Origin of the sequence: Evansella sp. AB-rgal1 (assembly GCF_041820985.1) — a bacterium.
GTDB lineage: Bacteria > Bacillota > Bacilli > Bacillales > Salisediminibacteriaceae > Evansella.
The window spans coordinates 1-13,406 of record NZ_JBGUAU010000057.1; the positions used below are offsets into that span (position 1 = coordinate 1).

Annotated in this window: 15 protein-coding genes; 13 read left to right on the forward strand and 2 right to left on the reverse strand. The window is 38.1% G+C overall.

Translation table 11 applies throughout. The annotated features are described in order from the left end of the window. The first annotated feature begins 141 nt into the window (after positions 1-141). Complete coding sequence (locus tag ACERII_RS25250) at positions 142-519, forward strand: MerR family transcriptional regulator (RefSeq protein ID WP_373645759.1); 378 nt, start codon at positions 142-144, stop codon at positions 517-519. 331 nt (positions 520-850) lie between these two features. After that, on the forward strand, positions 851-1,468 hold the full coding sequence (gene spoIIR, locus ACERII_RS25255; RefSeq protein ID WP_373645772.1) for a stage II sporulation protein R: 618 nt from the start codon (positions 851-853) through the stop codon (positions 1,466-1,468). 243 nt (positions 1,469-1,711) lie between these two features. On the opposite strand, the gene ACERII_RS25260 is transcribed toward spoIIR, so the two are convergent. Next, complete coding sequence (locus ACERII_RS25260) at positions 1,712-1,933, reverse strand: hypothetical protein (protein WP_373645760.1); 222 nt, start codon at positions 1,931-1,933, stop codon at positions 1,712-1,714. A 211-nt stretch (positions 1,934-2,144) separates the two neighbouring features. Between ACERII_RS25260 and ACERII_RS25265 the strand changes: the two genes are divergently transcribed. From ACERII_RS25265 to ACERII_RS25305, 9 genes are all read left to right on the forward strand, one after another. Beyond that, positions 2,145-2,582, forward strand: coding sequence for a GNAT family N-acetyltransferase (locus ACERII_RS25265; protein ID WP_373645761.1), 438 nt, complete (start codon positions 2,145-2,147; stop codon positions 2,580-2,582). Between the two features lie 222 nt (positions 2,583-2,804). After that, positions 2,805-3,860 (forward strand): L-threonylcarbamoyladenylate synthase, encoded by a 1,056-nt coding sequence (locus ACERII_RS25270; RefSeq protein ID WP_373645762.1) that lies wholly within the window; start codon positions 2,805-2,807, stop codon positions 3,858-3,860. Positions 3,861-4,645: 785 nt separating this feature from the next. Next, positions 4,646-5,191, forward strand: coding sequence for a manganese efflux pump MntP (locus tag ACERII_RS25275; RefSeq protein ID WP_373645763.1), 546 nt, complete (start codon positions 4,646-4,648; stop codon positions 5,189-5,191). A gap of 216 nt (positions 5,192-5,407) precedes the next feature. Further along, positions 5,408-6,055 (forward strand): low molecular weight protein arginine phosphatase, encoded by a 648-nt coding sequence (locus ACERII_RS25280; protein WP_373645764.1) that lies wholly within the window; start codon positions 5,408-5,410, stop codon positions 6,053-6,055. A gap of 13 nt (positions 6,056-6,068) precedes the next feature. Next, positions 6,069-7,361: a methyl-accepting chemotaxis protein gene (locus tag ACERII_RS25285; RefSeq protein ID WP_373645765.1), complete on the forward strand. Its 1,293-nt coding sequence runs from the start codon at positions 6,069-6,071 to the stop codon at positions 7,359-7,361. Between the two features lie 173 nt (positions 7,362-7,534). Then, the gene (gene rpiB / locus ACERII_RS25290) at positions 7,535-7,987 is read left to right on the forward strand and encodes a ribose 5-phosphate isomerase B (RefSeq protein WP_373645766.1); all 453 of its coding nucleotides are present in this window, start codon (positions 7,535-7,537) and stop codon (positions 7,985-7,987) included. An 82-nt stretch (positions 7,988-8,069) separates the two neighbouring features. After that, a complete protein-coding gene (locus ACERII_RS25295; protein WP_373645767.1) occupies positions 8,070-8,243 on the forward strand; it encodes a hypothetical protein in 174 nt (57 codons plus the stop codon). 78 nt (positions 8,244-8,321) lie between these two features. Then, positions 8,322-8,897, forward strand: a complete 576-nt coding sequence (locus tag ACERII_RS25300; protein ID WP_373645768.1) for a TIGR01440 family protein — start codon at positions 8,322-8,324, stop codon at positions 8,895-8,897. A gap of 126 nt (positions 8,898-9,023) precedes the next feature. Beyond that, entirely contained in the window at positions 9,024-10,292 is a 1,269-nt protein-coding gene (locus ACERII_RS25305) for a serine hydroxymethyltransferase (protein ID WP_373645769.1), read from the forward strand. Between the two features lie 207 nt (positions 10,293-10,499). On the opposite strand, the gene ACERII_RS25310 is transcribed toward ACERII_RS25305, so the two are convergent. Further along, positions 10,500-10,784: a hypothetical protein gene (locus ACERII_RS25310; protein WP_373645770.1), complete on the reverse strand. Its 285-nt coding sequence runs from the start codon at positions 10,782-10,784 to the stop codon at positions 10,500-10,502. A 396-nt stretch (positions 10,785-11,180) separates the two neighbouring features. On the opposite strand from ACERII_RS25310, the gene upp reads away from it, so the two are divergent. Both upp and wecB read left to right on the forward strand, forming a co-directional pair. Further along, the gene (gene upp, locus ACERII_RS25315; protein ID WP_373645771.1) at positions 11,181-11,810 is read left to right on the forward strand and encodes a uracil phosphoribosyltransferase; all 630 of its coding nucleotides are present in this window, start codon (positions 11,181-11,183) and stop codon (positions 11,808-11,810) included. 423 nt (positions 11,811-12,233) lie between these two features. Then, positions 12,234-13,382 carry a non-hydrolyzing UDP-N-acetylglucosamine 2-epimerase gene (gene wecB, locus ACERII_RS25320; RefSeq protein ID WP_373645773.1) on the forward strand — a complete coding sequence of 383 codons (1,149 nt, stop codon included), beginning with the start codon at positions 12,234-12,236 and terminating at the stop codon, positions 13,380-13,382. Positions 13,383-13,406: the final 24 nt, after the last annotated feature.

The window sequence follows — 13,406 nt, forward strand, 5'->3', positions numbered from 1 at the left end:
GAATTAGTTAGTTTCATATAAAAATAACTAACTGAGTTGCAGGGGGCTTACTTTGTTAAGCACCCTGTAATCATCCTTCAAGAATAAAAATCGTTGGTGCGACTTGAAAATGAGCGTGCAGAAAAGGGGGCAGGGGTTATCGTGATTAATAAAATTCCTCGACATCTAGCAATATTTCCAATTAGTTTTGTCAAAGAAATGACAAATTTAACAGGTCGCCAAATCCGTTACTACGAGGAACACGGTTTAATTCACCCTGTAAGAAATAAAGCGAATCAACGAATTTTTTCATTGAATGATATGGATCGGCTATTGGAAATAAAGTCTTTTATTGATAAAAAGGTGAACATAGCTGGTATTAAGGCTATATTTACCTCCAAAGAAGAGAAAGAGAATATGATTCTTACGGATGGCGCAATAAACTCGTTTTCTAAAGAAGAACTAGAAGAAATTATAAAGGCTGTTCAAGGAAAAGTGGAAGATTTAAATAATCATGATTCCGATACAAGCTCTCATTGATATGTAAGTGAAGGATGAATAAGAAAATGATCTAATTGATAAATAATTAAGAAAAACCAGGGTTCCTTTTCAAGGAGACATCCTGGTTTTTTTCATATTCAATGCTGTCACAAGATTGTCACGGACCTGGTCCCTGAAAAAAAGTTCAGGGACCAGGTCTGTGAATTTTCCGTGAATTAATTCTAATTCACAAAAAAATATACCTCCTTTAATCCGCTTCTACCAAGGGGTCGACAAGCTTATGTCAAAAGTTGTCGTGAGTTTATTAGTTTAATAGATTTATCTCTTGGACAGAATGATTTGTGAAGGGGCGGTGCTTAACGTGAACAACATAAACCATAGAATAAAAATTTACTTACTAGCGGCATTATCTATTTTAATTTTATCTTGGGAATCTCAAGTGGTACTTCCATCAGCATTTGCGACTACAGAAAACGGAATACCTGAAGAATCAATTCGATTACGTATATTAGCGAACAGTAATTCTCCGATAGATCAGTCAGTAAAACGAGACATTAGAGATGAGATTAACGCACAAATTACTCAATGGGTGGAACACATTGCAAGTGTGGAAGATGCCCGTGATTTAATAGATAGCAACATGGATGTACTTTATGACATCGTTGAAGAACAGTTGAAACAAGCAGGAAGCAAGGAATCATTTGATGTATCTCTCCAGGAAACTAATTTTCCAACAAAGCTTTACGGAAATCGTCTTTATCCAGCAGGGGAGTATGAAGCAGTACTTGTGTCCATTGGTGATGGTAGAGGTGACAACTGGTGGTGTGTATTATTCCCGCCATTATGCTTCCTAGATTTTTCAAATGGTGATGCAGTTGCACATGAATCAGAAGCTAATGATGACAATGAGGAAGAAGAAGAGGAAGTAGAGGTTGCATTCTTTCTTGTTGAGTTAGTAACTAGTATTTGGAACAGATTGTGGTCGTAATTATTCACTTATAATTTCCATGAACACGAAAGAAGTTTTATCAACTATGTGATCTTACCGTGCCCCTCTTCATTTTCCCCCCCTTTTTTGAAGAGGGAGCCAATTTGGTTTAATATATAGAGTTTTGAAGCTGTCATTCAAAAAGACAGCTTCCTTTTTTATATTTGAAAAAACTATTGTATAACTTAAAACTAGAGAAAACAGACTTTTGGTTTAAATGAATGTATATTTATCTCTTCACCATTATGAAGATTTCTCTCTTTCCTCTAGATAATCATCATATGCTGATTGAACTTTATCCTTTTGAGGAACAACTTGGTTATAAATTAGATTTAATAAATATAACCCTCTAACTAAACAACCTAGGACTAAACCAAAGGCGATTACACCACCAATTAGAGGACTCATCATAATGAGCAAAAATCCTATCAATGTACAAATAATTATCGATATTAGTAAATACATATTAAAGGCCCCCATATACTTGTTATACTAATACAAATATACCACTTTATTCCTAATATAATATAGTTATCAGACAAAATACTTTTTTGGGGATCTGCTAGATTTGGTTTCAAGTTTCTGAAGAAATAGAAAACTTTCAAAAACTAGTCATATCCCTAAAACGTGAACATAGTATCATAGTACAAGCCTTAATTTTGAAAGGGTGGGAATTGTGAGTTTTATCGTGAGAAAAGCATCGGAGGAAGATGCATTACCAATACAGCACTTTATGGTGAAAACAGGTGTGAATCCTAGCTCCGCATCTACAGATTGGTCTTCATTCCTTATTGCAGAAAATGATAATGGAGATTTTGTATCCATTGTAAGGATTCAAGAAGTGGCAGAAACAATTGGGTTAATCAGATCATTAATAGTAGATTCAGAGAAAATTACATCTATGTTCATTTTAGAGTTTCTTGAAGCAGTAGTTCATTATGCGGAGGAAAAAGGATTTTCATCAACCTATTTAATGGCAGCAAACAAGGCAACCTTCTTAACATCACTAGGCTTTGAGAAAGTGACCTTAACTGATTTACCAGAAGAACTAACGAGACTAGAAGAGATAAAAGAGCATATTAAGAAAGATTTACCAATTTTCTCGAAAAAATAAAGGGAAGTAGTTAATAAAATGTATGGACTAGAACTAATTTGTGGATAAGTAAAGTAGCTATACACAAAAACTAACAAAGTTATACACAATAAACTAAGGGTTATCCACCGTTCTCTGTGGATAACCCTTCCTTTTTCCACAGGATACACATAATACTAAGGATGCTATTGACATTTCTCCTTTAGATAAGCAAAATATATACGAGCAAGGAGGTCGTTTTATATGGATAAACGACAGACAGATGTCTTAAATGTGGATAACTATGTGGAAAACTTAGAACAACATCCATCCATTCAATTAGCAGCAAGCCGTCTAAAAGAGGACCAAGTAGTGGCATTTCCTACAGAAACAGTTTACGGTTTAGGTGGGAATGCCCTTTCAGATAAGGCGATAGAGAAAATTTTTCGTGCAAAAGGAAGACCTACTGATAATCCGTTAATTGTTCATATTGCGGATCAAAAAGATCTGGATAACTATGTGAAAGTTATCCCCAATACTGTGGAAAAGTTAATGGATGCTTTTTGGCCAGGTCCATTAACAATTGTTTTAGAGCATAATGGAAAGATAGCACCGAAAGTTACCGCAAACCTTTCAACGGTAGCTATTCGTATGCCGGATCATCCTATCGCATTAGCGCTTATAAAGGCGGCGAATCTACCACTTGCAGCTCCAAGTGCAAATACATCGGGAAGACCAAGCCCCACAAAGGCTGAACACGTAATAGAAGACCTGAACGGGCGGATTTATACTATTATAAATGGAGGAAGTACAGGAGTTGGTGTGGAATCCACCGTGGTGGATTGTACGGGGGAAAAACCGATGATTCTTCGACCTGGAGGCATAACGAAAGAACAGATCCAGTCTGTAGTAGGGGAAGTACTTATGGATCCAGCTCTCCACAAAATAACGGAAGCACCAAAGTCCCCGGGGATGAAATATACTCACTATGCCCCCGCCGCGCCATTAGTATTGGTGGATGGGGACGAAGAATTTTTTAGGAAAACTATTGAAAAAGCACAATCAGAAGGAATGAAAGTGGGCTTACTTATTACGGAAGAAATGGAGAGGAATTTTTCTGTTGAAAAACAAGTAGTAATCGGTACTCGTTCGGACCTGAACTCTGTAGCTAAGAATTTATATGATGCATTACGTGCTTTCGAGAAACATGAAGTGGATGTTATCTATGCCGAAGTTTTTGCTGAAACTGAAATAGGTACAGCCATCATGAATCGTTTAAACAAAGCCTCAGGAGGATCAATGATTTTACAACACAAATAGGTGGTTTCTTAGGCACAAAAAATCACAACTTCATTCATGAAAAATATAGTTTTATTAAGGTAAATAAGTGCATGTAGTATAAACAGCCATCCCAGATAATGGAGGTGGCTGTTTACATGTAAAATGAGTATCCTACTAACTCGGATAATGAAAAATAAATCAAAAGCAGGGATGAACTCTGCTTTGTTTACCGTTTAGAACATTTGCATTTCGCCGGGACACAGGATGTCGCTATTAAGCCAGGCCCCACAGGATGTGAGCAGATGGCAGTCCGAAATGGGGCACCTTGCCTTTATCTTATTTCTACTTCAACGAAAGGAGAGCTTAGCACAACTTCCAAAGTGGTCTATCTGCTATTTTAATTGTAATCACAAAACTCCCCCGGTTTCTTTCATGTGGCAAACTAATTTTAAGTTAAATAGGTTAGTCTTTAGTGTAATTCTAAATTTATTATCGCGGTAGATTCTCAACTTTACGTTCATGATCCTACTAATTCGCGGTGAGTATTAGTTTTAACCCCTATACAATGATGAAGAAAACCAAACTTGCACATAAAAGGTCCAATTTCACACATATATTGGTGTAATTCGCACATATAATTGCTGAACTCGCACATATAATTTCCAATTTCGCACATATATTACCTGAACCCGCACATATATGTTAGAATACCTCCTAAATATCGCGAGTGCCGCTTCATAAGACGAACATTCCGTCGAAAAAAAAAAGAAATAAACCCCCTTGGACATGCATAGAGTAAAATAGCCAGTCCAAGGGGTGATGATGTGATAGGAGAATTAGTAACAATAGGATTTATGGCTTTCGCACTAGGGATGGATGCATTTTCCCTATCCATAGGGATGGGCCTTCTCGGTCTTCGCTATAAACATATTGCTAAAATTGGCATAACCGTTGGAGCATTCCATGTAATAATGCCTCTTATTGGAATTATCTTAGGCAGACTTTTGTCACAATATATAGGAATGTTTGCATTTGTTATTGGTGGTGGAGTCCTCGTGTTTATTGGTATACAAATGATTGTATCCACATTTCAACACGAGAGAGAGCCAGTATTAAAACCGACAGGCTTCGGGTTATTTCTATTTTCACTAAGTGTTAGTATCGATAGTTTTTCTGCAGGATTAAGCCTTGGGATGCTAGGAGCAAAAACATGGGTAACATTAGTAAGTTTTGGGATGGCAAGCGCACTATTAACATGGATTGGCTTAATTTTGGGAAGAAAAATGGGGAATTGGATGGGGGGATACAGCGAATGGCTAGGTGGAACCATCCTCATCGCGTTTGGGATGAAAATACTCCTATCCGTATAAACACATCTACGAACGGAGCGAGCCATCGTTCAAAACACCACTCTATTGTTTTCAAAAAAAAGCACTTAGCCTAGTTTCAGGGACTTTTGTCTTTGTGAAAGTAGGCTTTTTTTCTGATTAATTTATTGTAAATGGGGAATATTTCATGTATCACTGTTTTCAAATATAATTATGATAAGATAATAGTAGAATTGAGCATGTAAAGAGGTGTATGGAATGAATATATTGTTTGTTTGTACGGGGAATACGTGCCGTAGTCCGTTGGCAGAAGCACTTGTAAGGCAGAAGTCGGGTGCAACAATTCAAGTAAAGTCAGCTGGGGTTCATGCGATGGATGGGATGCTGATGTCAGAAGGCTCCAGGGCTGCGTTGGCAAATAGAGGTATTAGTGAAAATCATCGTGCGCAACTAGTCAATGAAGAGTTGCTTCAATGGGCAGATGTTGTGTTGACCATGACCGAAAGCCATAAAAGGTTGTTACTGGAAAGATTTCCATATGCGTATGAGAAAGTTTCTACATTAAAAGAATATGTGTACAACGATGCAGGGACGAAAGATAAGTTAGAAAAAATAAAACATCATATCGCTCAATTAGAGTTAAAGAAGGCGACGTTTTTAGCCAACAATCAAGGGAAAGTGGATGAATTCAATGAAAAGAATGAAATCCCTAATCAAGAAAAGTTCGAGCAAGAATTATTGAAACTGCTAAAGCCAGATCAAGAGGCAATCGAGCAACTAGAATCTGAGTTACCTTCTTTTGACGTAGCAGACCCATATGGGGGGAGTCTGCCTGTGTATGAAGCCACATTGAAGGAAATAGAAGCGGCTGTGGAGAAACTTTTGGAGCAAGTAAATAAAAAATAGGGGAGTAAAGACTGTGGGGAAAACAACATATCGATTTAGTTTACGAAAAAAGATGGTAATTGGTATTAGTGCCGTTGCCATCATCACGTATGGTTTTAGCGCTATTTTTATTTTTTACCTTAGTGAAATCTTGGGGAATTTGCTAGGAGTTAATGAAAATATCTTTACCATCATTACGTTGGTGCTAGGGATTATATGGTGTGGGTTATTGGGTTTCTTAGGTGCAACGTTCTTGACAAAACCAATCACAAGAGTGGAACAAGCAGCCAAGAAGGTAGCGAATGGGAACATAAACGAAAATGTGGAGGTTCCAACATCGGACGACGAGCTTCGGGCACTAGCGTTAGCGTTTAATAAAATGGTGGGAAGTTTACGAAATATAATCGGAGATATTCAAACTAATTTTCATCATACAAATGAGCAAGTAAAGGAAATTCGTGAAGCTGCTTCTACCGCGGCTGCTCAATCCGAATTAATTACGAGAAACATGGAGGAAATGTCTGCAGGTGCAGAAAACTCTGCAACAGCAATTCAGAAAACGTCCGTATCTATGGAGGAAGTAACAAAGCTCGCTTCGGACGTACAACAAAATGCAGAGAGATCCAATCAATTGTCAACATCTATGGTTGCAACTGTAGATACGAGCAAAGAAACGATTCTTTCTTTAGTGTCAGGGGTCCAAAAGCTTGCCAAAGACAATGCAACTTCCCTAGAATCTGTGCAACGCCTGGAAGGGCATGCAAAAAAAGTGGGCGAAATCATCTCACTAGTAGGCGATATTTCAGCGCAAACAAATCTTCTTGCCCTTAATGCCTCCATCGAAGCAGCGAGAGCAGGAGAACATGGGAAAGGCTTTGCGGTGGTTGCAGACGAAGTTCGCAAGCTAGCCGACCAAAGCAGCAATGCAGTGGAAGGAATCACTGATTTAATTAAAAATATTCAATATGAAGTCAATGAAGTAGCAGAGCAAATCAAATCACAAGTAAAAACAGCAAACAAAGAAACGCAAAAAGGGGCAGAAACGACAAAAGAAATGGATAACATCTCACTATCCATTCACGAAGTCGCGAATTCCATAAAAGGTATATTGAAGCTTATCGAACAACAAAAAACAACCATAGAAGAAACAGCGAACGACACACAACTAGTAGCAAGCATGGCCCAACAAGCCGCAGCAGGAGCGCAAGAAGTCCTATCTTCAACCGAAGAACAAACGGCAATTATGGAAGAAATCACATCATCCACAGAAGTGCTCAAAGACGAAGCTACCAAACTAAATAAAACCATTCAAACCTTTTCTTCGTGAAAACATAGGTGCATTGTTTCTTTATACTGTGGAAAAGAAAGAAACTGCCTGTTAAAATAAGTGTAAGCGTTTTGTAGTAAACCCTTATCAGAGGGTGAAAGAATATAACATAAGTTTTTCAACTAATCGAGAATCGTTACATGGAATACATATTTTCTAGGAGGAAAAGTGAAATGAAAGTAGCAATAGGAGCAGATCATGGTGGAGTAGAATTGAAACAAGATCTCATTTCTTTATTGAAAGAGTTGAATATCGATTATACCGATGTAGGAAGCCACTGTGCCGATTCCGTAGATTATTCGGATTTTGGTTTACCAGTAGCGGAAATGGTAGCAAACGGAGAAGCGGACAGAGGTATCCTTATCTGTGGTACAGGCATTGGTATGTCCATCGCAGCCAACAAAGTTAAGGGAGTTCGCTGTGCGTTAGTTCATGATTTATTTACTGCAAAAGTGACTAGAGAGCACAATGATACAAATGTGCTAGCAATGGGAGCGCGTGTTATTGGACCAGGAGTTGCATTAGAAATTGCGCGCGTCTGGTTGTCTACAGAATTCGAAGGTGGTCGTCACGCACGCCGAATCGATAAAATTAGCCAATACGAGAACCGCGTAACTGGAGGATGAGGGTGACGACCCCATCCTTTTGTATTTTATGATTGCATGCAAGTAGCAAGGTAGACTTCCTTGTGAGTGGAAATTTTGCACCATGATGGATGAAAATACTTTATTAGATATATTAGTAACAACAACTGTATGTGCAATGAGCGCAGGTCAACGAACTCCAGTGGGAAGTAGAGTAGAGGCTCGGCAACTCCCCACAGGAAAGGAGTGGACTGAAGCGAATGGAATACCTACCAACAAAGTTAGTAATACAAAATAGTGGTGACACCTGTATTTTCCATGGTAGGTAATAGAAAAGTAGAGTAAGTTTAATTATTATAAAAAGGAGGTAACTAAAATGACTCAAGACACATCATCCATCGCAGAAGAGTTAACTCAAGCGCTCGAAGATCTACAATCAGCTGCTAACCTAGAGAGTGGCCAGCTTCTTGTGATTGGAACGAGTACCAGTGAAGTAATCGGGGAGCATATAGGAAGTGCAGGAACGAGAGAAGTAGCGGAATCACTTTGGAAAACCTTATCAAGTTTTCAACAAAAAACAGGTGTTTTCTTAGCTTTTCAGTGTTGTGAACATCTAAATCGAGCTTTAGTTGTAGAAAAAGAATACGCTAGGACACATCAATTAGAACAAGTCTCTGTAGTGCCAATCCCAGGAGCGGGAGGATCTATGGCAGCAATAGCTTATGAAAAGATGCAAGCTCCAGTTATGGTTGAAGAAATCCGTGCAGATGCAGGGATCGATATTGGAGATACTCTCATTGGTATGCATTTAAAAAAGGTAGCAGTCCCGGTTCGAAGTAAAATTAAGTATGTGGGAGAAGCTCATATAACGATGGCACGAACGCGCCCAAAACTCATTGGTGGAGAACGAGCTGCATATTCTTCAAAACAAAATGACCAAACTTGTCATTAAATATTGAAAAATTACTCAATTTGAGCGAAGATAGAACAAGATGTGAATTATATGTGAAAACTGAATGAAATTTTACATCTTTCCGGTAATTGTTCGGTTTTCAAATAAAAGGAGTGGGGTTTCTAGATGACAACAACAAAACCAGAATTATTAGGACAAGTAAAAAGCCAAGACGCTGAAGTATTTGCTGCAATGGATGCAGAGTTAACTCGTCAACAAACAAATATCGAGTTAATTGCTTCGGAGAACTTTGTTTCTCGAGCAGTGATGGAAGCGCAAGGGTCTGTTTTAACAAACAAATACGCAGAAGGGTATCCTAGTAAACGTTACTATGGCGGATGTGAACATGTAGACGTTGTGGAAGATATTGCAAGAGATCGTGCAAAAAAATTATTTGGTGCAGAACACGCGAACGTTCAACCACATTCAGGGGCGCAAGCGAACATGGCAGTGTATTTCACAATCCTTGAGCACGGTGATACTGTATTAGGAATGAACTTGTCTCACGGTGGTCACTTAACACATGGTAGCCCAGTAAACTTCAGTGGGAAGCAATACAACTTTGTGGAATACGGCGTGGACGAGAAAAACCAAGTCATCGATTATGAAGATGTTCGTCAGAAAGCTCTTGAGCATAAGCCTAAATTAATTGTTGCAGGAGCAAGTGCATACCCTCGTGAAATCGATTTTGAAAAATTCCGTGCAATTGCGGACGAAGTAGATGCGTATTTCATGGTGGATATGGCTCACATTGCTGGACTGGTTGCTACAGGGTTACATCCAAATCCTGTTCCACATGCACATTTCGTGACAACAACGACTCATAAAACATTACGAGGACCTCGTGGTGGGATGATTCTATGTAAAGAAGAGTTTGCTCGTCAAATTGATAAAGCCATTTTCCCTGGATTACAAGGTGGTCCATTAATGCACGTAATTGCTGCTAAAGCAGTTGCTCTAGGAGAAGCTCTAGGAGAAGACTTTAAAGTATATTCTCAGCAAGTAAAAGACAATGCGGTAGCACTAGCAAAGTCTTTAAACGAAGAAGGAATCAACCTTGTTTCCGGTGGAACTGATAATCACCTTGTTTTATTAGATCTACGTAGCTTAGGAATTACAGGGAAGATTGCAGAAGCAGCACTTGATGAAGTTGCGATCACGACAAATAAAAACACAATTCCATTTGACCCAGAGAGTCCATTCGTAACAAGTGGTTTACGTATCGGAACAGCTGCAGCGACTTCCCGTGGTTTTGACGAAGCTGCATTTGCGGAAACTGGAAAAATCATCGCGAAAGTTTTAAAGGCACCAGAAGATGAAGCGGTGAAAGCGGAAGCGAAAAAAGAAGTGGAAGCATTAACTAGCCGTTTCCCTTTATATGAGGACTTACGTTAATAGAAATCAGGAAAGCACCCTTTGTGTAAGGGTGCTTTTGACTTTTTTGGCTTTAAGAAAGTTTAAATACGCTATAGGATTATGAGAAATGCACTCATGACTATTAATAAGAAGGTTTATTGACTTATAAATGTATCCATAGTACTTTTGGTTGAAAAAGAAACTCATGTTTACGCTTAATAACCAGTATTTTAGCTAGCAAAAGAACTAAAATATTAAAAGGTGACTTAACAATGCTACAGACAGCCCAATAATAATCACTCTTTTTTTCATCACTGTATTAACTTTCGGTTTTAGTAGAAAGAATCCCACTAAAAACCCTATTGGTAAAGGCCACATATCAATCCAGAAAATAAATGCACCTAAGAAGAAATACCCAAAACATTTTAAAAACAATATTTCTTCCTTCTTATTCTCAGCAGTATAATATCCAAAAAGTATAATAGCTATGATAGGTAGTATGTAAATAGGAAAGAATAAAAGAGATGTCATATTAAGTACTCCTTTAATAAGAATACGAGAAGGTGGTTTTTTACAAATTAGTATAACATCTATTGTAAAAAAAAGTCTGTAGAAGTGGAGCTCCGCATGGAGATTTGTAGCCATGTGTTTTTTGGAAATAGCGGCATGGAATATGACAAACACGTTGGTTAGACCCTTCAACGTAAAATGGATAAAGTCCAAGTCCACGAGACTTCGATGGAAGAGGGAGAAAATAAACCTATTTCCACTAAAGCGCTTCATCTATGAATTTTTTTAAAATATTTGCCTTTCAGCTTGAATCATCATAACTTTTTATGTAGAATTTTCAAAGAGAATGTAGGGGTTTGTCAATTTTCGATAAAACGTTAAATAAAATGAGGAAACAATTAAAAGGAGCGGTATTTAATGAGTAGAGTTTACGTATTTGATCATCCACTAATTCAACATAAGTTAACGTACATACGTGATAAGAATACAGGAACAAAGGAATTTCGTGAATTAATTGATGAAGTAGCAGGATTAATGGCATTTGAAATAACACGAGACTTGCCTGTTCAAGACGTGGAAGTGGAAACGCCAGTTGGGATTGCAAAGAGTAAGTTGCTTGCAGGTAAGAAATTAGGACTAGTTCCAATTCTTCGTGCTGGTCTCGGAATGGTTGATGGGATCTTAAATTTAATTCCAGCAGCAAAAGTTGGACATGTAGGACTTTACCGAGACCCAGAGACATTGCAGCCTGTAGAATATTACGTAAAGCTTCCGAAAGACATTGAAGAGAGAGAGTTTATCGTTATTGACCCTATGCTTGCAACAGGAGGCTCCGCGGTAGAAGCAATTCATTCGTTGAAAAAACGCGGAGCAAAAAATATTAAATTAATGTGTCTTGTTGCTGCACCTGAAGGCGTTGCTGCGGTGGAAAAAGATCATCCAGATGTGGATATTTTCTTAGCTGCAATGGACGAAAAGCTCAATGAAAAAGGTTATATCGTACCAGGTCTAGGAGATGCTGGAGACCGCCTCTTTGGAACAAAATAACAGAGCAAGCTTCATGATAGTGACATTTTGTTCTTAATATGCGATAGTCAGTAGAGGAAGAGTATGAAAATGCTTTTCCTCTATTTTTTATATACTATTGTCCAAAACATAACTCAAATTACAATATAAAATTTACACTATAGCAAATGAAAATAGGTTATGAAGTATATTAGTACTATAAAGTTCCGATGTAATGAGCGAATGCCCACGATACATCAGTAGGAAGTAGAGTAAAGGCGAGACGTCGCAGCGCGGAGTCGTGAGGAGACTCGGTAACTCCTCACAGGATAGGGAGTGGGCAGTGGAGAATGTAATATAAACCAACAAAGTTAGTCATACTAGATAAGTTTGACTACCAATAACACACGTATTTTTAGGGTAGATATAAGTTTAAAAAACTATTTAAACAAGGAGGTGATTCCTATTTCAGAGCGCATAAAAATAATGACGATTTTTGGTACAAGACCTGAAGCGATAAAACTGTGTCCACTTCTAATTGAATTGAGAAAATATAGTAGAGAATTAGAGTCCACAGTTATTGTAACTGGACAACATCGGAAAATGCTTGACCAAGTATTAAAACTATTTCATATTACCCCAGACGAAGATTTAAATATCATGCAGGCAGGGCAAACATTATCGGATATTACGATAAAAGCACTGAAAGGATTAGACACTATTATGAAAGAGTATAAGCCTGATATGGTCCTTGTTCATGGAGACACTACAACTTCTTTTGCTGCAAGTTTAGCAGCTTACTACAATCAGATTGCTGTAGGACATGTGGAGGCAGGTTTAAGAACTTGGGATAAATATTCACCTTATCCCGAAGAATTGAATCGACAACTTACAGGTGTAATAGCAGACCTTCATTTTGCACCAACATGGAAGGCGCAAGAAAATTTATTAGCTGAAGGAAAACGAGAAGAATCCATTTACATAACTGGCAATACAGCCATTGATGCATTAACAACTACTGTTTCAGAAACATATGAGCATGAAGTTTTAAAAAAAGTAGGCGCAAACAACAGATTAATTCTTGTTACAGCTCATCGAAGGGAAAACTTAGGGGAACCAATGAGGAATATGTTTCGTGCCATCAAACAGCTTGTGGACGAACATGAGGATGTAAGGGTTGTTTATCCTGTACATCTAAATCCAGCTGTTCGAGAGATTGCCGATGAGATTTTGGGAAATAGCCCAAGAATTCATTTAATAGAGCCACTAGGAGTTCAAGATTTCCATAACTTCGCGGCTAGAGCATATATGATTTTAACTGATTCTGGCGGTGTTCAGGAGGAAGCGCCAACCTTAGGTGTGCCTGTTTTGGTTTTGCGAAAAACAACTGAACGACCAGAAGGAATAGAAGCTGGAACTCTAAAATTAGCAGGAACAGAAGAGAACCAAATATACGGTTATGCAAAGACGTTATTAGTGCACAAAAAAGCACATGATGCTATGGCAAAGGCATCGAATCCATACGGAGATGGTAAAGCATCTCAACGAATTGTAGAAGCAATTCGTTATCATTATCGTTTAATAAATGAACCACCAAAACCATTTCAACCTTAAACTAAAATTCACTAACATTTCACA